A 21,769-nucleotide genomic window follows, 5' to 3' on the forward strand; every position below is an offset into this window, starting at 1 on the left:
GCGCGGCCCCGAAGAGCGGCTGACCCCCGATATCGCGAAAAGCCTTGGAGCGGACGATTATCGGCAGGTCACGCTGACCCTTGACCGGGAAACCCCGCCAGTGGGGCTGTTCATGGCCTTCTACAACGACCAGTCGCAAGGCGGCGTCCATTCGCCCGAGATCTGCCTACCCTCGTCAGGCTGGGAGATCGCCAAGCTCGAACGGACCGATATCTCGGCGAAACTGGGACAAGATCAGGCCTTCCCGTTGAACCGCGCCATCATCCAGCGCGGTGAACAGCGGATGATGGTCTATTACTGGTTCCAGCAGGGCGAGCGCCGCGTCGCCTGGGATTTCGCTGCCAAGTTCTATCTGCTGGCCGACGGCATCCGCACCGGCCAGACCGATGGCGGGCTGGTACGACTGACCACGCCTATAAATGAAGGTGAATCCGAAGATGCGGCCGAGGCCCGCCTGCTGGAGTTGACCCGGCAGTTAAGTGGCGAGCTCCCGCGCTTCATTCCTGCGGACTGACCGGCAGCGGCCCGGTCAGTCGAAACGACAAGGCGCCGTGGCTATTTCTGTCGGCTGTGTTTGCGGGCGTTCCAGCGCGTTACAAACCGCTTTCGCCCTGCTCTTTCCCGTGGCCAACAATCCGGGCAGGAATGCCGACTGCCGTCGCCCCTGCCGGGACATCCTCCAGCACCACTGCATTGGCACCTATCCGCGCCCCTGCCCCGATCCGGACCGGGCCCAGAACTTTCGCACCCGCACCGATATAGACGTCACGCTCAAGGTAAGGCACGCCGCCATTCGCCAGTTGGCCCAGTGTCACCTGCTGCATGATCAAACAGCCCGGCTCGACCACCACACCGGCATGGATCACTATACCCGAAGGATGCGGCATTCGGGTTCCTGGGTCAATCTTTGCATCACGGCTGATATCGGAAGCCCCGAGCAGCGACCAGATCAGGTGCCCCAGCTTGCCTGACAGGCATTTCAGCCGCGACAAGGGATCGCGACGATCACGGTATCGCTGATAGCGGGCCATCGCGCGCAGCAGTTTCCGGTCACGATCCGCGTTCAGCATTCTGCCCCCTAGCGATCACTGAACCGCACCGGCTGCAGTCGCGGCAGCATATCCGGAATATCCGCCTCAAGCCGATCAAGGAAACGGTATCTGCGCCGGTAAAGAGAGCGTTTGTTCGGTTTCATCTCGGCTTCGTCCCGGCGCTCGGGCGAGATCGGCAGGCGATAGAAATGAGCATCTTCCAGATGCCCGCCGCGATCCTGCCAGATCGCATCATAATCCTGAGGTGCGATCTTCTTGCCGCCGAAATAGGGATGACGGTGATGCCGCTCGCTGTCACGCACCGCCAGAAGGTTGCCGATATTCCAGTGCCGACAGAGAATGCGGCAGATTTCGATCAGCAGGTCGCGCGGGCGCAGGCCATGAGCGGCCTTGGTCAGGTCGCGATACAGTTCTTCAGCCTCGTCGGTATTGCGGCCCTGAATGGCACCGATCAGGCAGGCAGGATCGCCGCTACTGGTCTCGGAGAAGGAAAAGGCCAGCGAATAGGCGCGAAAATCATCGACGAAGAGATTCAGCGTCAATCCACCCTCGCGCATGAACCATTGCGGCTGATCCAGCACCACGCGCAGACCGGGATGGATGTCGTCCAGTTCGGCCAGAACCAGCCGCTCATCGGCGGAAAAGGGAAAGGGCGGGCCAAGGCGGTCCAGCATCCGGTAATGAGCGCGGAGACGGTCCAGGCATTCGTCCGCTGTCCAGCCGGCACAAAGGTAGGGCCAGACCAGCGGGCCCAGAAGAACCTCGGGGCGCTCATCGGCGATCTGGCGCAGCGCGGGCGAAGGCGCAGCCGCGATTGCCGTAACCCGGCCCCGATGACGCAGTGCCGAGGCCAGAACCCGCAGCCGAAGCCGCAGATTTCCGCGTTCAGCGATCCGTGGCATGGCACGGCCCAGCAATCTGGCACCGGCAGCGGACATCATTTCCCACTTCCGAAGCGCTGCCGGGTCAGGCCCACGAAATTGCGGACCGTATCGATCCCCTCCGCCTCGCGTGCCTGCATGTCCCGGATCATCAGCGGCGCGGTGGCGCGGGCATGTTCAAGCTCGGACGGGGCGGTGCCATAGGCGACCCCATAGCGCCCGTTCGGATGTTGCGCCGCCCATTCCTCGCGCGAGGCGAACAACCCCGGCACAACAACGCTGGTGCAGCCCGCAATCGCTGCGAATTGCGAATACATTGTCGCCTCGTCATAGGAATAGAAGGTATGGCAGCGGTTGAAGACCTCGTTCATCTGCTGGTGCTGCATGCCATCGACCTGGATGGCATCGGCCGCCTCGGTCTCGGGGATGCGGGGTTTCGCCTCGCCCTTGCGGACCAGATAGCAGACGCCTTTGCGGTCCGGCCGGTTCTCGTTGCGATAGGCCGGGTTGATCTTCCACAGATACAGATCCGGTGCGCCGCCGGTCAGTTCGGGAAGATCGGCCATTTCCCCGGCCTTGAAGAACATCTCGTCCCGGCCAAATTCATAGGGGTGCCGCAAACCCGGCTTGTAGAGCAGCCAGCGCACGACGTTCCGCCCCTTCAGCGGGTTGCCCGGCACCCGCTCGGGATAGATGATGATCGATTCCGGGGTCAGGTCGCTACGCCGTGCCACAGGGGTGTTCAGATCGGGGTTGGTGGTCATCGGCTCGCGATTGAGGCGATAGCGCAGCCAGCCCCGGGGACCCAATTTGACGATCGGCCCGGTTCGCCACAACAGGGCGCGCTCGCCAAGCTGATTCAGCTCATGCGCCAGATGATGCATGAAGATGATCCCGCCCGAGCCTTCGGACCAGGGCCAGGTGTAGATGATGTAATTCGTCTTGCCCGTCATGCCGGTCCTTCTGCGGCAAGATAGGCCTGTTCCTGCGCCAGCAAATTGCGGGATCTGTCGCGCAACCTGCGCGCCGGGTTTCCGACATAGATCGACCAAGGCTCGGTCGGGCGTGTGATCAGTGCCATTGCCCCGACTGCCGTGCCTTCGCCCAGAACCACGCCGGGGGCGATCACGCTGCCGGTGCCGACGATGGCGTGCCGTCCGATCTCGACCCGTTCGAACCGCTCGGCCTTGTATTCGGCGGGCACGGTCGGGTTGGTCATCGTCTCACCGCTATAATCATCGGATTGGGCAAAGGCCTTCACGCCATAGGCAAAGCCCGAAAAATCCCCGAAGACGATCCCGGGTTTGCCCCCCGCGACGAGGCAGAGCGGTGCGATATGAACGTTCCGCCCGATCTCGACCCGGCCAGAGACGACGCAGAAATCGTCGATCCGGCTGTTATCGCCAATCCGCATCTGTTCGGCACCGTAGATCGCAGCCTTGTCGCTGATCTTCACATTGCGGCCCAGAGCCGCGAAACCCATGCGTCGCAGGTCTTCGTCGCTGAGATAGGCCATGCTTCTTCCTCAAGCGTTGGCGCCAAGCCAGGCACGGGAAACGTCTATGACACGGTCGATCTGGTTGCCAAGCGTATAATAGAGCGGCAGGCGCACCAGCCGTTCATAGGTGTCATCGGTGACGGGCAAGGCCCGCTCGGCCGATCTGCCGAAGCGCTGGCCGCCCGGCGCGCTGTGCAGCGGCACGTAATGGAAGGGCGCGACGATGTCGGACTGACGCAGATGCGAAATGAAGGCGTCGCGGTCGTCGATATCGCGCATCAGCAGATAGAACATGTGACCATTGCCGGTCGTGTCCTTCGGCTGGCGCGGCAAGGTCACCCGCTCGCGTGCGGCCAGATCCGAAAAGGCATCGTTGTAATGATCGAACAGCCCCAACCGGGTCTTTCGGATCTGCGGTTCTTCCTCAAGCTGACCATAGAGGAAAGCCGCCACCAACTCGCCCGGCAGGAAGGACGAACCGATATCGACCCAGGTATATTTGTCCACCTGCCCGCGCAGGAAGCGCGAGCGGTTGGTGCCCTTTTCGCGGATGATCTCGGCCCGCTCGATCAGGTCGGGGCGCATGACCGTCAGCGCGCCGCCTTCGCCGCTGATGATATTCTTGGTCTCGTGGAAGCTGAAGGCTGCCATGTCGCCCAGACTGCCCGCCAGCCGCCCCTTGTATGTCGAGCCAAGCGCCTGCGCCGCATCCTCGACCAGCAGCAGCCCATGGGCGCGGGCGATCTGGGCCAGCGCATCCATGTCAGCAGGAAAGCCCGCATAATGAACGGCGAAGATGGCGCGGGTTTTTGGGGTAATGGCCGCCTCGATCCGGGCAGGGTCGATGTTCAGCGTCTCGGGGTCGATATCGACGAAAACCGGGACCGCACCGCGCAAAGCCACGGCATTGGCGGTCGAGACGAAGGTGAAGGAGGGCATGATCACCTCATCCCCCGGTGCGAGGTCGCACAGGATCGCCGCCATCTCCAGCGCGGCGGTGCAGGAATGGGTCAGAAGCGCGGCAGGTGATTGCGTCATTTCGGCAATCGCGGCGTTGCAAAGCTTGGTGAAATGACCGTCGCCCGAAAGCTGGCCACGCTTCAGCGCCTCTTCCAGAAGGGCGAATTCGCGCCCGACAAGCGACGGTTTGTTGAATGGAATACGATCCATGACCTTAACCTTGCACTCTCAAAATCTGGCGCAGAATAGACCGGCCAGCACTATTTCAACCAGATAACCTATAGAATGCGATACAGAAAGTTGTGCTTATCGCAGGTAGCACGTCTTGCAGGCGATCTATGCCAGTTCATTGTCCGCCCCTCCGCCCGGTCAGCAGCGGCATCATCACCAGCCGGGTGAAATCGCGGAAGAAATGTTTCGGCATCGACATCCGGTTTCGCCGCAGAACCGCAATCGGCGCATTCAGCACTGCCCCCGCCATCCAGCCGAGTCCAGCCATCAGCGCATGCAGACGCCCGCCGGTTTTCAGATGATAGAACCGCCAGGAATCATACCAGTAGGCCGGTTTAGGCTTGCGCAAAGGTTGGCCGCTTTTCACTTGTGTCGCCGCCCCCTCGACATGCTGGATGTGGGCTGCGGGCACATAAAGGATGTCGTATCCCACACGGCGGATACGGTGCATCAGTTCGACCTCTTCGTAATAGAGGAAGAAATCCGGATCGAAGCCGCCCAGCTTCAGCACCACGGCAAGCCGCATCATCACCGCTGCCCCTGAAACCCAATTCACCGGCCCGTCCGGCTGATCGGGCGGCAAAGGGACCACCCGGCTGCGAAAGAGGCGGCTGATCGGGCCGAAATTCACCGCCTGCACGAATTCCCCGAAGGCCGAAGGAAACCGGAACGCAGCAGTGACCCCCTGCCCCGAAGGCAGAGAGATCGCCGCTCCGGCAACGGCAGCCACTGGCGTCCGGTCCAGCCGATCGGCCAGGATCGCCAGCGCATCATTCCGAAGCGCCGCATCGGGATTGAGCAGGAAGATATAATCGGGCGGTATGCCCCGTTGGCCAAGCGCATGGATGACGACATTGTTGCCGCGCCCGAAGCCATGGTTTTCCCGCTCGGGCCACAAGGTCACGCGGTCGCCCCAGTTCCGCTGGGCATGCGCTGCCGCGAAAATCGAGGCGTCATCCCCGGGCGATGCATTGTCCAGAAGGTGGATCTCGACCGGGTGGGTGCCATGATCCCGCGCCAGCACACTTTCAACCGCGGCGATCGACAGATCCGCCGTGCCGTAATTGACGATGATGACCGCGATGGAGGTGTGGCGCGTCACCCTTTATTCTCCGAACTCTGAAACTGTACCGGAATGCGTTCCGGCAGATTGAGAAAAAAGGCAACTCTTATCGTGGTAAAGGGCCGAAAAAGACAGGCGCTCAGCGACGATTTCCACGTCCCAGCCAAAGCGCGCTGCCCATAATCAGCAGCGGTCCGGTCCATTCCAGCGCCGTATTGGCCCGCAGACCGACAACCGGCATTCCCAGAATCCGGTCGAAATGGTGAAAGCCCACTGCCCGCATGAGAACGAAGCCGCAGGTGAAAGCCAGTCCAAGGGCAGGCACGGCGCTGCGCCGCAGGCTGTGGCGCATCAGGGCAAGCATCGCGAGCAGGAAGACCAGCGCCATCCCCGCCAATACGATCAGAAAGGCGAGCTGCACATATCTGCGGTCATTATACCAGCCCTGTGCCCGGGCAAGACAGCGACCAAGCGCGGTCAGGGCCGATTGCAGATCCAGTTGCTTGTTGACGGCCAGCGCCGCCATCAGGACCGCGATCAGCAGCCAGAAAAGCCGCTCCCTGCCCCGGCTGGCCGTCGGGAAAGGCGCCAGCAGGGTCACCCGAAAAGCCAGAATTGAGGTCAGCAGATAAAGCAGCACCGTGCTCCAGCCCTGCCAACCGGGATCGCCGATGACCGGGCGCCAGTATTCGGTCACGCAATGCAGCAACCCAGTCGGCATTACCCTTCCCGCCGGGTGCGGACCCATCCAAGGAAGGCCTTGTCGGCGCTGCGCAATCGGGGCCGCCCGGTGGCCGCCCACCAGCTGCGCCATTCGCCTTCGAGCGCATAGATATCGGCCCCCGGCATCAGGGCACGGGCCTGTTCCAGTGTCTCGGCCCGCAGATGCGGCCCCTCGCCCGGCTCGATCACCGCTGCGCGTGGGGTCACCCGCAGGATATCGCCCGGCTCTTCCGAGAGCAGATAATCGGGCAGACGGTTCTCGCGGATCATCTCGCGCAGCATGGCGCGGAAGACGCGGACCGGACTGGCCGAGCCGGTTTTCTTGGCAAGGACCGCGACGGAGACATTCCATTCCGGCTGCCGCCCGCAATGTTTGCGGGCCAGTTCATAGATCCGCCGTTCAAGCGGTTTGCGCATCTGAAAGTAATCGCGGCTGAGCGTCAGCACCGATCGCGAGACGACCGCATTGAAGAGCCATTCCGACAGGGTGATCGCAACGGCAACCATCCGACCGGCGCGGGTCTTCCTGACGATCTCCCAGCTTTCGATCAGACCAAAGCCCGAGGTGATCTCATGCTCGCCGGTGACGATATTGGTGGTGATCCGCGTGCCGGCAAGACGCTCGAACGCGTCGCGCAGCCGCTTGTAGCCATCGCCCGAAGTCTCGCGATTGGTCGCCTGCAGAAGATCATGCGCGGTCAGGGTCAGACGGCGCGACACCGCCCGGCCGACATTCAGCGCGGCCATCAACTGGCTGATGCAGAAGATCAGAATATCGGCATCAAAGATCGTGGCGCGACCCTTGACGCTGGGCGTCACCGTCAGCGTAGCGCCGTTGTGATCGTAGCTCACCACACGCCGGTCAGGCCGGGTCGAGAGCGAAAAGATCGGATGCTCCATCGACGCCAGGTCGTGCTTGGGCACGGCAGCGAAGAAATCGCACACGAAGAAATCCTGCATCAGCCGCGTCTCACCTGCGGCCATTGCCGGAGATGATGAGACCATCCCCTGCCCTTTCCTGTCCCTCCCCGCCGCCGGTCTTTGCCAGTCTTGTCGGGGCGCTGCTCAACCTCTGATCCGGCTTCCGGGCGTTTTGGCGCCTCGTGCCGGATTCGTCGTTTCATTGACACCCATCCTACTTATCCACAATTCGACCGTCCAGCGATGCCTGCAAAGCGGTGACGGAAGTTTCGGGGGATCAGAGTCATCCAGACGTGGGTTCAGAGTCGCATTATCGTGGGATCAGAGTCGCCTTCTGTTTCACGGCAGGTCATATAATGACATGATATCAACGATCTAAGTCAAAACATAGCGCATGACAGGGTCCCGTAACTATTAAATAACTGGATTCTAACAAGACAGGCTGACCAAAAGGCCACAGAAGCTCCGGGGAAAGCTGCAGAATTTGCTGAGAAAAACAGATAGATGTAGCGCGAACTATCGCATGTAGCGTATTTTATGATATGATACATAAAAGCTGTTACATGAAGACGGCCCAAGAACATCAGGCAAGCGGCAGGCTAGAATGAGCAATCAGGACACTCCTCCCTATTTCAACATCTCGCCGGATCGGGCGCTGTCAATGCTGGGAGATCCGACCAGCACCGTCGGCCTTGCTGAAATCGCCGGAAACTATCGCCGGGGACGTCAGGATCTGGTCGGGCGCGGGCTTGAGGAAGGTGGTGAGCGAAAGCTGCGCCTGTTCTCGACCTGGGAGATCACCAAATACCTGATCCCGATCGCGCCCCAGCATTTCCGCAGAGTGTTGCGCCAGCGGCCGGATCTGCCACAGGGCCTGTCCGAGACCGAGGGCGGGGCCAAGTGGTTCACGCTGGACGAGGTGTTGCGGCTGCGGGCGCATTTCGGGGCGGAAGGGTCGAAGTCAAAGGAATACCTGCCCTACCGGCCGAAAGGTCTGTCGGCAAAGATCGTGGCGGTGGCGAATTTCAAGGGCGGGGTCGGCAAGACCTCGACCTGTGCGCATCTGGCGATGTCGGCGGCGCTGGACGGCTACAAGGTGCTGATGATCGATCTGGACAGTCAGGGGTCGCTGTCGTCGATCTTCGGCGCGCAGGTCGAGGATGAATGGCAGACGATATTCCCGCTCTTGGCACGTCATTATGCCGAGACCTTGCGCAGCGACAACCAGCGCCGCATCGACCGGGGCGACCCGCCGGTCGCGATGGATGACAGCCTTGCCGATGCGCTGAAGATCAAGGCAGGCGATCTGATCCGCCCCACCCATTGGCCGAATATCGATCTGATAGGGGCGCAGCTCAATCTTTACTGGGCCGAGTTTCAGATCCCGGTCTGGCGGATGGCGGCGCGCGGATGGAAGCTGTGGGACGCGCTGACCGAGACACTGGCAGCGGACGGGGTGCTGGACCAGTATGATCTCATCTTCCTCGATACCCCCCCTGCCCTCGGCTATCTGACCATCAACGGACTGGCTGCGGCAGATATTGTGCTGGTGCCCTTTGGCGCATCCTTTCTGGAGTTCGACTCGACCGGGCGTTTCTTCGACATGCTGCATTCGACCTTTGCCAGTATCGAGGACAGCGAGAACATCGCTGCACGCGCCCTTGGCCGGGAAGAGCTTCATTTCGAATGGGATGCCGTTCGTGCGGTGATGACCCGCTATGATGCCAGCCAGCAGGCCGAGATGGCCGGATTGATTCAGTCCTATCTGGGCAGCACGCTGTCGCCGCACAGACAGGATTTCACCGCTTTGATTGGTCAGGCCGGTGAACAGGTCCATGGCATCTATGAGGCGGATTACCGGGATTTTAATCGCGAAACCTATGCCCGCGGACGCGAAACCTTTGATCGGACCTATGCGGCATTCAAGTCGTTGCTTCTGGGGATCTGGCGTCGCGAAGAACGGGAATCTGGTATATGATGTTTCGCATGCGAAAATCATTGAAGCAGAGGAGGGTCGGATATGGCCAAGCGTAAGCGGTTGAGTGCTTTCGGTATGATGGCCGATACAGAGCATGAGACACCGCCTCTGCAGCGGATACCGCCAGTGGCGCGCATTGCCGCAGATGCCGCGGCGCAGGCAGCGCTTGACGATCTGGCGGATGAGTTGCGCCAAGCCCGTGATACGGGGCGGATGGTGGTGGAGTTGCCGCTTTCTGCCATCGATGCGGGGCATCTGCGGCGCGATCGCATGCGCATGGACCCAGAGGAAATGGACGTTCTGAAAGCCAGTATCGCTGATCGGGGTCAGCAGGCCCCGATCGAGGTGGTGGCGCTTGACGAAGGCCGTTTCGGGCTGATTTCCGGCGCTCGTCGTCTTGCAGCGCTTGAGGGGCTGCATCGGGAAACGGGCGATGCGCGCTTCGGGCAGGTCAAGGCGCTGCTGCGCCCCTTTGAGCGGGCGCCCGAGGCCTATCTGGCGATGGTCGAGGAGAACGAGATCCGGGCGGATCTGTCCTTCTATGAACGGGCCAGACTGGCCTATGAGGCGGCACGGATCGGAATTTTTGGCTCTCCCGCTGCGGCGGTCAAGGAACTGTTCGTCCATGCCGCGCCGCCCAAACGATCCAAGATCCTGAATTTTGTTGCTCTGCACAAGGCAATTGGCCCGGCACTGCATTTCCCCGAGGCTATCCCGGAAAAGCTGGGATTGGCGCTTGTCAGGGCACTGGAGCTTGATCCGAAACTGGCCAAAACCGCCTCAACCCGGCTTCGCGAGGCTGCGCCGGCAACTGCCGCCGAAGAACGTGCCGTGCTGGAAGCGATCCTGCGTCCGGCATCGCGGAAGGATGAGGCGCAGGACGGCGCTGATGATCCGGATTTTCAGCTTGGCGATGGATTGCACCTGAAGGGCAGGGCAGGGCGTGCGGTTCTGTCCGGACATGCTGTCACCAATGACTTGCTGCGCGATCTTGCCGAGTGGCTGAAATCGCGCAGCTAGAATTTGGAATGGTGTGAAGGCCTAATGCCTCACAGCATCAGCGGGTCGTTCACGGCAGACAGCGCCTGATCGTGCAGGATATCCCAGAGAGCCTTCAGGCTGGCGTCATGCGTGTAGTTGTCGAAATTCGCATCGCCATTCGTCGCCGAGCGGATCTGCCCGCTGCCTTTGCCTTCTTCTCCAAGGACCAGCACAACCTCGTCCCTGACATAGTCGATCCGGATCAGCGCATCGCGGGTCCGGCCCAGGCCGGTGATCTGGATATTGTCGAATGAACCGATGATCTGATCGGCATCGATCAGCGTCCAGTTCGTCGCCTGCTTGTTGCTGGCCCATGCGCCCAGATCAACGCGCAGGTTGCCGTCCAGCGCAACGCCGGAGGTAACGTTCGACCTTTCACCAAAGGCACCCGAACGGAACTCGGCGATCTGTCCGAAGCCGGTATTGGTGGCGACGAAATTCAGCGTGGCGCCGTCATTCAGACGCAGCACCGCCGCATCGCCATCACGACCGTCAAACCCGACCTTGGCCGCCGTGCCGGTGATATTGATCGTGCTTCCTCGGTTCAGGTCCATGCTGCTGTCTTCGGTTGCAAGCAGGGCCTGACCGTTATTGCTGACGCTGATTTCGGCCTTGCCAACGAAGTCGCCGGTATTGGCAAAGCGTCCGCCTTCTACCGCAATCTTCAGCAGATCGCTGTCGCGATAGCCGGACATCCAGACCTGACCGGCATTTCCGATCTGCAATTGGTTGCCGCTATCGCCGACCGAGGTCTGGCCTGTGATGTCCAACCGCCCCGAAGTGACCTTCAATGCGCCGAAATCACGGAAGATGAAATCGTCGATCGCGACCGTCTGCGCCCCAAGAAGAACCCGGTTGCCGCCCAGATCGACGCTGTCGCCATCCTGCGTTCCCGGCAGATCGCCGGTTGACCAGTTCAGCCGGTTGTCCCAACGGATACCGTCGCCCCGATCGTCTGGCACGAAACGAAGGGTAGTCGCGTCGTCCCGGATCTCGGTTTCCAGACCGAAGCCCGCGCGGAAGAAGGCGTTGATCACATCCGCATCGACGACCTTGTCGAGTTTGCCATTCGCCTGATCGCGCAGGTAGTCGGCCAGATCGGCAATCGTTGCCGTCGGCTTGTCCAGTAACTGAGCGGCATATTTCTGGATCGTGGTTTGGTTCAGGACGTTCGGCGACAGGCCATCGGTATTGGCGTTGGAAACCCCTGATTTGCTTCCTTTCCAATTGTAGATGATAGTGTCGTTGAAGTAGGTGTTTTGGCCGGGGTTGTAGGCGAAATGTACAACGCCTTTAACTGCCTGCTCCGCCGCGTTATTTGGATCAGCCAGATGAGCGACGATATTCTCAATAAGTGAGGCCTGACGCGATCGATCTTCGATTCCGTAGGAGAGAGCTCCCTCCGAATGCGAAACACGCTTGTGCCCTGCGGATGTCACGATGTTGCCCAATAACAGCGTATAATGGCCGACCGGGCCCGCTTGCAGGTAATCACCACCAAGGAAGTTGATTGCCGCATTATTGTCGATGATCGCGTTATCTTCGATATAGCCGCCAGAACGGACCTGCACGCCGAAGGATGCACCCCGCATGGTGATGTTGTCGCGGAAGGTCAGATCTCGATTTCCTGCATCCAGATAGAAATTGTGGCTATACATGCTTGGAGGCATGGGGCTGTCACTGGAAAGATTGTAGTCATAGCCGTCTGCCCAGCCGTTATGGTCGAAGAAGTTGTTTTCGAACAGAAGACCTTCACCGCCATCGACATACATGCCACCTTTGCGATTCAGGTGCGCGTGCCAGACGTCTGAACCGTCGACCGGTGACTCGTAGATAACGTCGTAGACACTGCTGTTGCGCAATGTGAAACGATCGACACCTTGGGCCGCCATCTCGCCATCCGTCGCGATGATGTTGTCGAGCATGATATTTTCGCCCAACAGCGCTAGGAAGCCACCCTCTATATGGATGTCGCGAATGACAACATGTTTGCTTTCTTCTTGGAAGATGCGGATCTGGTCACTGACTGTAGGTGCGGCCCCTTGACCATAAGCACCGATGACTACGGGATGCAGAGCGCTTTCACCATTGGCACCGCGATTGACCAGCTGATTCATCTTGTCGTAGTCGTATCCGCGTTCCATCAATAGCCAGTTCGAGGTTGGGCCATTGCTGCCTTTGGTAACTTCATACCAAAGCTTGATTCCCAGATCCGCAGCCAGTGCCTTGTCCTCTGACCCGCCATATTCCGGGTGCTTTGCCAGCCAGGCCGCTGTGATGGATTCTGCCTTGAGGCCCTCGGCCTGGGCAATTTCCGCAGCGGTCAGGCCATCGTCCGATTGGGTGATATAGACCTTGCGGTGATTGTCGCCATGTTCGATCACCAAACTGCCGTTGTCAGCTTCTTCCAGCATATAGACATTGCCAAGAGACCAGCCGGCTTTCTGCTGACCTTCGGTCACAGCGACTTCGGTATCCACCTTGCGGGTGTCACCGTTTTCATAGGTGATCTCGTAGCTGAACTTGATTGCGCCGGTATTACCGGGTTCTTCCGAAAGGACGAGAGCGAGGCTGTTGTCAGGGTTGACGCTGACATTGCCATGCGACCCCTGCGACAGGATGCGGATACTGGAGATATCGTCGGCATCGGACAGCGAGATGGTTTCAACCCGGCCCGATTCCGCGGTTGCTTTTTCAAGCCGCAGCGGAAGCTCTTCCCCGGCTGGCAAAGTGGGTGGTGTTACCGGAGGCGTCGGATGGGTAGGGACCGGATCGACAGGTGTCGGTTCAGGAGTGGTGCCGGGCGGTTGCGTGAAATGCGCGGGAAGCTCTTTCAGAGCATCCTGAATCGTTTCGACAAATTTTTGTATCGTGGCGCCAGGAACCTGCACGCCGCCGATGATCGTTCCCGGAATGGGCGTGGACGGAGAGCCGCTGCCGGTGTTTCCCGCCCTGTCAGCCCAAAGATTCAGGAACGTCGTGAGCTGGTCAGGCTGAGCGGTCATGTTTTGCTGCGCGGCGGGGCCGCCGGCGGAAGGGAGGCCCTGAGCGGTCCCTGACAGGGGCGCTGCGACAGCGCTGCTGCCTGAAAGGGAGGCTTGTTTTTCAAGAACCAAGGGCCGTGGGTCGCTTTCGGCAGCGCTAGCGGCATGATCACTGACAGACGAGCCGGATCTTACCGACCCGGAAGCTGTCGTTGTCAGCAACAAGGGCATGACCGACGCGCCTGTCTGGATCTCTGGCATGAGCGACGGTTTCGCTGCAGTCACCGGAGCAGAAAGAAGGCTGGCCAGTTCAGAATCATTCGCACGTGAAGGTGACGAGATCGGGCTGATCAGTCCGGGGAGAGCGAGAAGGAAGTCCCGAAACAGCATTCCTGTATCCTTTATACGTCTGAGATCGCCGAAGGTGCGAATGCGCTATCATCGCGGAAATTCTTTAACTTTTTATTGCGCCATTACTCGGACTTTTTGTCCGGTGATAGGCCCAGTGTCCATAACGCCCATTCGTCGGCGGATATGCGCCTCGGATTGTCGCAAGAACAAAGGCAACTATCATTTCGCACGCGAAAAGATGCCGTAAAAACGGTGTGCCGTGAACTGAGAGGGGATTTTAAAAGTGTGGTAGATCGTCCGCCAAAACATTGCCAACGGATACTGGCGGGCTGACAGTCTTACCAAGAACGAAATAAGCGAAAGCTTTTGTCATCAAGGTCTCTTTAGACAAGAACTGTGTCGGCAGACGACGAACATGCTCTCTGATGACACCATCATCTTATAATGGGCGGCGAAAACTGTAAAGCCGCCGCGTGGGAAAGCGGAATAGTGCGCAAAAAATAGACTCTTAAGCCGCGAGGTGAGGCGGCATACACATTCTGAAGTAAGGTAGAAAAACAAAAAATAGAATTTTTACCATTCAAAAGCATATATTTGCATGAATATTTGAGTTTCAGTCCTCGATGAGGAAAAGCCTGCTATCAAGGAAGGCGCGGATTCCGCTGGAATTGATCTTCCTTAGGTTGAGCAAATTTCCGCTAAAACAATCTGAAGCATAATCTCCGCCGATCTTCTCAAGAGCGGAGCGGCGATTCGGTAGATTGGGCTGGTGCTCTAGCAACATTCTCAACCTATTCGATAAGGGAACATTATCGGATAGGTTTGAAAGGAAAAAATTGATCGATGTGAGCCTCAAAATTCTTCCGATATGCGGCCTAATTTGTATATCACATTGATTAAAAGAATTTTTATGACTGCTGCCTGGTCGAGATATGGGTATCTGAGTGAGCGTATACGCTCGGTCCGACCTCATCTCTTGCGATTAGCGTTCACGTTGTCATTGCCGGATTCAGCGACAGTCCGTCTCGTGAGTTCTGATCTCTGTCGTCGCGACAAATGATGTTGCTGAACGATCTAGGCCAGCTTGACGAGCGAGCTTCTGCACTGAGCTGGACGAGGGGTTCGGCATATGCGGCGCCTGAGCAGGCTCTTCGCTCAGGGTAGGCCAGATCCAGAAGTCGAACCGGAGACAGAGATCAGGCAGCGGATGTGAGCGGCGTGGTCATGCTGAGGGGAAGTTGTCGCACGGCAGGAAAGCCGGGCCAGAGCTCTGGGTCGCGCATGAATGACGGAGATCTTCGGTATCTCGAATTTATACTGTAATTGAGCAAGTAATAAAATACCTCGAGTTCGTGCACGTAAAATTATATGCATAGTTTGTTTTGTACTGGTGCGCTTGACAAAAATTAGCATTTCCTGCTATTAAATAAAAATAACATTCGGCGGTGAATTATATGACTGCCGCTCAAGAGAGAACTTCGTATCATGACATCACTGCCCGACACGCCGTTTTTTGTTGTTTCTGGCGGGTCAAATTCTTTGTTAAAAGATGGCTGGGTCGATAGTCTGAAGAAAAAATATTCCGCTGATGGATCTGTTAATAATTTGAGCATTGGCGCCGCTACAACGGCTATGGGAATGTATCGTTTCCTGTCCGCTCCTGCCATGCCAGATAAATCTATCGTTGTTTGGGAATATTCCTTGAACGAATCTAATTACTTTGAGAACGGGCAGTCGGTTGAGCTTCTGCTGTCTCATACGAGATGGTTTTTTGAGGTCTGTGCAAGGAGGGGGTTCAAGGTTATTCCGCTGATTTTATTTAATAAATCAGAAATGGAGGGGGCTAAAAAGAACAGGTATAGAGCGGAATTATTCGATCTTCTGAATGATTTGAAACTTCCGTATCTTGATGCCGAAAAAATATGGAAGGACGAATTTCCTCATATCGACCTGAACGATCTTTATAAGGACAATCCCCACTATTCGACGACCACAGGTTTTTTGGATGCATTGGCCAAAAAGATAGTAGAATTCTCTCCTGTAGCAAAGGTCCCTCGCTCCGATCCGGCATTTGATGGAAAAGATATTGCGGTATTTTATCCGAATTCGGAGGCAGGACGGCCATTCGTCAACAGGATAATTAATTGCAAAATTCATGCGTTGGAAGATGAAATCAGAGTGGATATGAAAGGGCGACTTCTTGCGTGCTTTTTCATATCATCTCGTTGCGAACCCGCCATTACATTCTCGTCTGAGCGAGGTGAGATCGGGCCATATTCCGTTCAGATCAATCCGAAGGACACTGCTCCGGCACGACAGTTGAAGCATTTGTTGCTTTGGTCTCCGCAGTCGCGACCGCTTCAGGTGAACGGTACTTTGAGGGTCGTGCCGTCAAAGCCAACCCGGCAGAAGCCGATCGTGCAGCACACCATGAGCTGGAGGCCCGTCGAAGACACCGAGGGTGACAGGGGAGGATTGATCGCCGTTCTGGCCGAGATCGACACGTGAAAACCACAACAGGTCAATGCTTTTGACAGCTTAATGTTGTCGCTACGTCAATCACAACAGGATCAGACAATGCCGTTCAGCGGCAAGAATCCGCACAACGATAGGCTGCGCATATGCGAAGTCATGCCCTCAGGTGAAGAATGGGCATGAGCGCTTGTCGGATGTTCATGTGCTGATCGTGGTTTTTGTATCTGGCTGATCGACGCAGTCGAAATATTACATAACATATTGAAAAAATTAAATATCTACCGCAGATCAACCTGACCATCCTTGGCGCCTCCGCACTGCTGAGGGGCAGGGGCATTCGTCTGAGAAGGCCAGCGATCAGCTGACCAATGCTTTCCTCCTGATCACAAACGCAAAAACCGCGTTTCTGGTGAGCAACATGAGCAAGTTACTGCGACCCCCATATGCCTACACCCCTTGCGGCCTCGACAAGCCGGTTCTCTAGGGCTATCTGCGACGGAAAATCGGCTCGGTGTCCGAGAAGCGGCATGCCCCGAAAATCATGTGTCTAAGCTGATATGGCGAGAAAAACATACGCTTTATATCTCTTGGCGCTTGATATGATCATGCCAAATTGATGGTCGGGAATTCGATTAAAAACAGGGATCGGCGAGAGTGACGAGCGGAAATAAGAAAAACACGAAAAATGCCGCTGAAGCTGATCTTTATCGGCGTTTTCTGGCTCTGCTGGGACGGCCGGGCAGTCAGGATACGGACGATTTTCGTCAGAACTTGCTGGATCAACGCCTTCAGGCGCATCGGGTAGGCTTTCGGCGACACAATCTGGAAACCGCATTTTCAGCAAACCTGCCACGCCTTTTTCCAAATCTTGTGGCGGTGGATGAAGAGGCGATCGACGACACTACGCCGGTCTTGATGTATGGTGCGATACTTGACGACATGTCGAAGTCTCACGACAGCACCAAAAACCTGCTGCCGCATGTCAATCCCGATGATCCCGTCATCTTTTTCGAAATGGGCTTTCTGGCCTCGACCACAAGCTGGTCCGAGGCCCTGGCATCCCGCGATCCGCGTCAGACCTGTCTGGGTTATATATTCGATGACCGCGCCCAATATTACATGTCGGATTACGAAACCCGGCTGGACGAAAAACTGAATGGCGATTTCGAACTGAGCGACGAAGAGCGTGCCCGCGCCGAACGGGTCATGCGCCGCATCGTCGAGGCCCGGATTTCGAAATACAATTCCCAACCGTTTTTCCGCCCGGTGATTTCCCCCGGCTATAAGCGTCGCGTGCTGGTCGTCGATCAGAATTTCTCGGATGCTTCGACCTTTTATGGCCGCGCGTCCGAGCGTGAATTTTCGGCCATGCTGAATGCGGCGATTGCCGAGAACCCCGACGCGGAAATTCTGGTCAAGACCCACCCCGATCTCAACTGGGTAAAGGGCGGTAAGCGAAGCGGCTATTTCGACCAGATGCAATCCTCGGGGCGTGTCCGCTTGATGCGCGACAGCGTCAATCCGTTCGAACTGTTCGATCTCGTGGACAAGGTTTATGTCGGCACCAGCGGGATGGGGCTCGAGGCCCTGTTGGCCGGAAAGCAGGTCGTGTGCTTTGGCGCGCCTTGCTATGCCGGGTGGGGTTTGACCGATGACCGTGTGCCGGTGCCGCATCGCCGCCGTCAACGCGATCTGGCCGAACTGTTTTACGCTTTCTACATCTGGTACACGATCTATCATCTGCCCGAAGGTGAGGTTCCGGCCGAGATCGAGGATGTTCTCGACTATATCGAGAAATATCGCCCCGTGCGCCCGATCCCCGAAACCGTCTCGCCCGAGCCGCTGCTGTCCATTGTCATCCCGATCCATGGGGTCGAGCGTTATGTGGCCGAATGTCTGGCCTCGATCCAGCGGCAGAGCTTTCAGGATTACGAAGTCATTCTGGTCGATGATGTCAGCCCGGACCGCTCGGCAGAGATCATCGAGGGCTATTGTCAGCGCGACCCGCGTTTTCGGCTAATCCGGTTCACCGAAAATATCGGCCCCGGCTTCTCTCGCAATCACGGTGTCGAAGAGGCCCGTGGCCGCTATGTGCTGTTCATCGACCCCGATGATTACATGCCTGACCCGAACCATCTGGCGCGCGTCGTCGGTATGGCCGAGGAAGACGCCGCCGACATGGTGCGCTACCGCAAGCGTTTCGAGCAGATCGAGAACGAAGACGGCAGCGTCGAACAGATGCGGAAGGACAAGACCGAAAGCTACTTTCCGCAGGAAGTCAGGAAAACCACGGCGGCGGGCTATCCGCAGATCGCCCATTCCCGGCATTTCTGGAACTGGCTCTATCGTCGCGATTTCCTGAACCAGCACAATATTCGTTTCCTGACCACCTATCGCGAAGAGCGTGCCTTCCTTTTGCAGGCCTATATGGCGGACCCGCTGATCTCGGTCTGTGACAGCGATGGTGTGGTCTATCGGATCCGGCAGGACTCTGCCGTCCGCCGCGCGCAATCCATGGCTGATGTGAACGACCAGTTGCAGAACTTCGATCTGGTCGTCCGTCATCTGCAGGACAGTGGCGCGCTTGAACCGGGTTCCTCGCATCGCTGGCTGGCGCGGTTCCAAGTGTCGCAGTTCCTGCACTATCTCTATTTCGGCTTCGCCTGGAAGACCGCCCTGACCGAGGGTGAGGAAGAGCTTTTCATCGACCGCCTGGCCGAGACGCTGAACAGGGCAGGGATGGGGGCGCAGGATCTGATCGATGATCCGTCGCAACTGTCGCGACCGCATCTGCGCGCCGGGGCTTATGGTCTGCTGCTGATGGCGACGCGGATGAAGCGGCGCGATCTGATCGAGGGTGCTTTGGCCCTGAAGCCGATCAATGCCAATGATCTCTATCGCAGCTTCCTGCAGGAGCCTGCGGATATTGCCGAGCAGGATTTTCAGCGGGCGTTGAACCGCTATGCGCGCAACGATCTTGTGGTGTCCACCGGGCATGCGGCGTTGCCGACCGGAACCCGCCCACGTCTGATCATCCATCTTGGCGCGACAAAAACGGGCAGTACCTTCATTCAGCATATTCTGGACGACAGCCGCCCGGCACTGCTGCGCGAGGGGATCTGGTATCCCGAAGTCGGTTTGTTCTGGCAGGCCGACCGGCCGCACAAGCAGGCCGGCCATGCGCATTTCGTCGATGAGGCCCGCAAGGGTGGGCAGGCGTTGCGCAATCACCTGCTGAACGGACTGGCTGCGATGCAGGGGCAGGTTCACACCATCATCCTGTCCTCCGAAGCCTTCTTCCTGAATTCGCAATCGGCCAAGCTGGCCCAGCATTTTCATGATTTCGATGTCGAGATGGTGGTCTATCTGCGCCGGCAGGATGAATGGGCGAATTCCCAATATGCCGAATTCGTTGCCGGAGGGGCGATCAACTCGACCACGCTGACCTTTGCGGAATGGATCGCCACGCCGCGGGTCAAAACCCTGCTGAATTACGATATCCTCGTTCGGGACTGGGAGCAGCATCTGCCGAGAGAGGCGATCCATCTGCGGCGCTATCTGCGCCAGCCGGGCAACCAGTGGGACATTCTGACCGATTTCGCCGAGACGACCGGCCTGCCGCAGATTGCGGAACTGCCTGCGCCGGTTCAGGAAAAGGCCAATAACGCCCGACTGTCGACCATTCATGTCGATCTGATCAGGCTGTTCAACAAACGGTCTTTCCCCAGCAAGAAGGCCTATCTGAACTTCATCGAGAAGGTCGGATCGCGCCTTGGGGCCTGGCGCCGCGACAACGGTCTGCCGATGCATGCGCCGTGGTTCCTGACCGACGGCATTGCCGACAATCTCATGGCAACCGCCGCCGCCAGCAACGACCGGCTTGCGCAGGATTACTTTGGCCTGCAGGGGGACGAGTTGTTCCCGCCCCGCAGCGCGCCGCCTCCGGAATGCACCCTTCACATGGCCGAACTCGATATCGTCGAGGCCGCCTATGCCGAAAGCAAACCGCGCGAGAAATTCAGCAATGACAGCAGCCCATCCGGTCGCAAGCTGGTCAATTACGGCATTTTCGCGTGGCGGCTCTGGATCTCGGTGCCGCTGCTGGCACTGATGTATCGCCGCCGCGGTCGCCCGGATCTGGCCGAGCAGTTGCAAAGCAATCCGGCCGATTTCGCCCGCTCGCATTGGGTCGGGCGGCATCCGCAGTTGCGCTGGCTGGCCTATTCCAAGGGGGGAACACTGGGCCCGCGGCGGATTCTGCGGGTCTGGTTGCCGGTGCTGAAGCCGCTGGTGCGGAAATACCGGGACAATTCCGCCGCAAACAGGTTCGCCAACAATCCGGTGCTGTTCGTGCGCAATCTGCGCAATCCGGTCGCCCGGCTGATCGGCAGATTGCTGTTCCCGATGGGGGAAAAGTGCTGAAGAGGCCGCCCCTGAGATGACCGCCCGCCGGAAGGTCGTCACGCTTGAGGTTCCAGAGGCCTGGTTTTCAAACCCCGAAGACGGGGACCGGCACCGGCTGTTCTACAGCTCGGTTCTGGCCGCGCTGGCAGAGCTTGGGGTTCTGATCGATCCGGTCTGGCTGCCCCGGGGGGCTGAGCGTGCGCCCCGGCCCGGACGTGGCGAGAATTTTACGATCAGCTTTCATTCCTATGGGGATGCTTCGGGCAATGTGCTGCGCTGCAAAGAAGCCTATATTCCGCCCTATTACAGCTTCGATCCGATGGGCTATGCCTGCTTCTCGCAGCTTGCCGCCAGCCCTGATCTTTACCGGCAAGCGATCGAGCGGCAGGACCCCGAGCAGGCGTCCCGCTTTGTCCGGCAATTGTCCGGGGATCTGATCCACGGCAACCGCTCGAAATATGCGCAGCCTGATCCCGGTGAGGAACTGCACGGTCCCTATGTCTTTGTGCCGCTGCAGGTGCAGAACGACTCGGTTGCCGCAGGGAACTGGATCGATACCGAAGAGGCTGTCACCGCCATTGCCGAAGCGGCGGCGGCGCGCGGCCTGAAAACGGTCGTGAAACGCCATCCGCGCTGCAAAAGCGCCAGTGTGGCGCGGTTTCTGGACCGGCTGGGGCAGCGAGACGATGTTCTGTTCTCCAGCGGATCGATCCACACCCTGATCGTCGGGGCCGATCTGGTGGCCGGGGCGAATTCCGGCGTTCTCTTCGAGGCGCTGATCCACGGCAAGCCGGTCGTCAGCTATGCGGCATCGGATTTCGGGGCGGCCACGCAGCAGGTCCGTGATCGCGATGCGCTGATGCGCGCCATCGCCGCGCCTGCGGTGCCCGACCTGGAATGGCGCGACCGATTCCTGTTCTGGTATCTGACCGAATATTGCGTGCGCGCCGACGATGTTCCGGCCATTCGCCGAATGCTTTCCGAGGCTATTCACGCAGCACCAGAGGCTATTTCGGCGGCAGAATGGCGTCGTCCGGCATATATTCGCCGACTCTATCTCTATTCCCTGCTTGATCGGATCAAACGCAGGCTTTTCTGAGTATCAAGATACCGACAGAGGTGTTGCCCATCCCCTATACAACTGCGGGAATTAGTGCCAATGACTGGCTCTCGCAAAGCAACCGTGCTGGCCGGGATCGGGTCGGCA

16 protein-coding genes are annotated in these 21,769 nt (G+C 58.5%); 6 read left to right on the forward strand and 10 right to left on the reverse strand.

The features are described 5' to 3' along the window. Positions 1 to 514, forward strand: a 514-nt coding sequence (locus tag JJJ17_RS19465) for an exosortase C-terminal domain/associated protein EpsI (protein ID WP_200689450.1), incomplete at its 5' end; no start/stop codon positions are given. Between the two features lie 79 nt (positions 515 to 593). Here the strand turns inward: JJJ17_RS19465 and JJJ17_RS19470 are convergent. The 8 genes from JJJ17_RS19470 to JJJ17_RS19505 all read right to left on the reverse strand — a co-directional run bounded on the left by JJJ17_RS19470 (position 594) and on the right by JJJ17_RS19505 (position 7,413). Beyond that, the gene (locus JJJ17_RS19470) at positions 594 to 1,070 is read right to left on the reverse strand and encodes a serine O-acetyltransferase (protein ID WP_200689451.1); all 477 of its coding nucleotides are present in this window, start codon (positions 1,068 to 1,070) and stop codon (positions 594 to 596) included. 8 nt (positions 1,071 to 1,078) lie between these two features. Further along, a complete protein-coding gene (locus JJJ17_RS19475; RefSeq protein ID WP_200689453.1) occupies positions 1,079 to 1,993 on the reverse strand; it encodes a VirK/YbjX family protein in 915 nt (304 codons plus the stop codon). After that, positions 1,990 to 2,886, reverse strand: a complete 897-nt coding sequence (locus JJJ17_RS19480; RefSeq protein ID WP_200689456.1) for a hypothetical protein — start codon at positions 2,884 to 2,886, stop codon at positions 1,990 to 1,992. The genes JJJ17_RS19475 and JJJ17_RS19480 overlap by 4 nt, the downstream gene beginning before the upstream one ends. Then, entirely contained in the window at positions 2,883 to 3,449 is a 567-nt protein-coding gene (locus tag JJJ17_RS19485) for an acyltransferase (protein WP_200689457.1), read from the reverse strand. Before JJJ17_RS19485 ends, JJJ17_RS19480 begins: the two co-directional genes overlap by 4 nt. A 9-nt stretch (positions 3,450 to 3,458) precedes the next feature. After that, positions 3,459 to 4,601: a dTDP-4-amino-4,6-dideoxygalactose transaminase gene (gene rffA, locus JJJ17_RS19490; protein WP_200689458.1), complete on the reverse strand. Its 1,143-nt coding sequence runs from the start codon at positions 4,599 to 4,601 to the stop codon at positions 3,459 to 3,461. A 136-nt stretch (positions 4,602 to 4,737) separates the two neighbouring features. Further along, positions 4,738 to 5,724: a glycosyltransferase family 2 protein gene (locus tag JJJ17_RS19495; RefSeq protein WP_200689459.1), complete on the reverse strand. Its 987-nt coding sequence runs from the start codon at positions 5,722 to 5,724 to the stop codon at positions 4,738 to 4,740. 100 nt (positions 5,725 to 5,824) lie between these two features. Next, entirely contained in the window at positions 5,825 to 6,406 is a 582-nt protein-coding gene (locus tag JJJ17_RS19500) for an isopropylmalate isomerase (RefSeq protein ID WP_200689461.1), read from the reverse strand. Continuing rightward, a complete protein-coding gene (locus tag JJJ17_RS19505; protein ID WP_234464227.1) occupies positions 6,406 to 7,413 on the reverse strand; it encodes a replication initiator protein A in 1,008 nt (335 codons plus the stop codon). Before JJJ17_RS19505 ends, JJJ17_RS19500 begins: the two co-directional genes overlap by 1 nt. Positions 7,414 to 7,933: 520 nt before the next feature. Here JJJ17_RS19505 and JJJ17_RS19510 point away from each other — a divergent pair. Together JJJ17_RS19510 and JJJ17_RS19515 are read left to right on the forward strand one after the other, a co-directional pair. Continuing rightward, on the forward strand, positions 7,934 to 9,307 hold the full coding sequence (locus tag JJJ17_RS19510; RefSeq protein ID WP_200689462.1) for an AAA family ATPase: 1,374 nt from the start codon (positions 7,934 to 7,936) through the stop codon (positions 9,305 to 9,307). A gap of 42 nt (positions 9,308 to 9,349) precedes the next feature. Further along, on the forward strand, positions 9,350 to 10,327 hold the full coding sequence (locus tag JJJ17_RS19515; protein ID WP_200689464.1) for a ParB/RepB/Spo0J family partition protein: 978 nt from the start codon (positions 9,350 to 9,352) through the stop codon (positions 10,325 to 10,327). A gap of 29 nt (positions 10,328 to 10,356) precedes the next feature. Here the strand turns inward: JJJ17_RS19515 and JJJ17_RS19520 are convergent, their stop codons facing one another. Then, positions 10,357 to 13,722: a right-handed parallel beta-helix repeat-containing protein gene (locus tag JJJ17_RS19520; RefSeq protein WP_200689466.1), complete on the reverse strand. Its 3,366-nt coding sequence runs from the start codon at positions 13,720 to 13,722 to the stop codon at positions 10,357 to 10,359. 1,446 nt (positions 13,723 to 15,168) lie between these two features. Here JJJ17_RS19520 and JJJ17_RS19525 point away from each other — a divergent pair. Then, on the forward strand, positions 15,169 to 16,191 hold the full coding sequence (locus JJJ17_RS19525) for a hypothetical protein (protein WP_200689468.1): 1,023 nt from the start codon (positions 15,169 to 15,171) through the stop codon (positions 16,189 to 16,191). Positions 16,192 to 16,705: 514 nt separating this feature from the next. Here the strand turns inward: JJJ17_RS19525 and JJJ17_RS19530 are convergent. After that, positions 16,706 to 17,011 carry a hypothetical protein gene (locus tag JJJ17_RS19530; protein WP_200689469.1) on the reverse strand — a complete coding sequence of 102 codons (306 nt, stop codon included), beginning with the start codon at positions 17,009 to 17,011 and terminating at the stop codon, positions 16,706 to 16,708. Positions 17,012 to 17,034: 23 nt separating this feature from the next. Between JJJ17_RS19530 and JJJ17_RS19535 the strand changes: the two genes are divergently transcribed. Both JJJ17_RS19535 and JJJ17_RS19540 read left to right on the forward strand, forming a co-directional pair. After that, a complete protein-coding gene (locus JJJ17_RS19535; RefSeq protein ID WP_200689471.1) occupies positions 17,035 to 20,580 on the forward strand; it encodes a glycosyltransferase in 3,546 nt (1,181 codons plus the stop codon). Between the two features lie 16 nt (positions 20,581 to 20,596). Beyond that, on the forward strand, positions 20,597 to 21,661 hold the full coding sequence (locus JJJ17_RS19540) for a capsular polysaccharide export protein, LipB/KpsS family (protein WP_200689473.1): 1,065 nt from the start codon (positions 20,597 to 20,599) through the stop codon (positions 21,659 to 21,661). Positions 21,662 to 21,769 lie beyond the last annotated feature (108 nt).

It is taken from the genome of Paracoccus caeni (assembly GCF_016629665.1).
Classification (GTDB): domain Bacteria; phylum Pseudomonadota; class Alphaproteobacteria; order Rhodobacterales; family Rhodobacteraceae; genus Paracoccus; species Paracoccus caeni.

Bases quoted from the DNA above. Each gene is read 5' to 3' on its own strand.
- JJJ17_RS19470 (WP_200689451.1), bottom strand. From the start codon at position 1,070: ATGCTGAACGCGGATCGTGACCGGAAACTGCTGCGCGCGATGGCCCGC.
- JJJ17_RS19475 (WP_200689453.1), bottom strand. From the start codon at position 1,993: ATGATGTCCGCTGCCGGTGCCAGATTGCTGGGCCGTGCCATGCCACGG.
- JJJ17_RS19480 (WP_200689456.1), bottom strand. From the start codon at position 2,886: ATGACGGGCAAGACGAATTACATCATCTACACCTGGCCCTGGTCCGAA.
- JJJ17_RS19485 (WP_200689457.1), bottom strand. From the start codon at position 3,449: ATGGCCTATCTCAGCGACGAAGACCTGCGACGCATGGGTTTCGCGGCT.
- rffA (WP_200689458.1), bottom strand. From the start codon at position 4,601: ATGGATCGTATTCCATTCAACAAACCGTCGCTTGTCGGGCGCGAATTC.
- JJJ17_RS19500 (WP_200689461.1), bottom strand. From the start codon at position 6,406: ATGCCGACTGGGTTGCTGCATTGCGTGACCGAATACTGGCGCCCGGTC.
- JJJ17_RS19505 (WP_234464227.1), bottom strand. From the start codon at position 7,413: ATGGTCTCATCATCTCCGGCAATGGCCGCAGGTGAGACGCGGCTGATG.
- JJJ17_RS19510 (WP_200689462.1), top strand. From the start codon at position 7,934: ATGAGCAATCAGGACACTCCTCCCTATTTCAACATCTCGCCGGATCGG.
- JJJ17_RS19515 (WP_200689464.1), top strand. From the start codon at position 9,350: ATGGCCAAGCGTAAGCGGTTGAGTGCTTTCGGTATGATGGCCGATACA.
- JJJ17_RS19520 (WP_200689466.1), bottom strand. From the start codon at position 13,722: ATGCTGTTTCGGGACTTCCTTCTCGCTCTCCCCGGACTGATCAGCCCG.
- JJJ17_RS19525 (WP_200689468.1), top strand. From the start codon at position 15,169: ATGACATCACTGCCCGACACGCCGTTTTTTGTTGTTTCTGGCGGGTCA.
- JJJ17_RS19540 (WP_200689473.1), top strand. From the start codon at position 20,597: ATGACCGCCCGCCGGAAGGTCGTCACGCTTGAGGTTCCAGAGGCCTGG.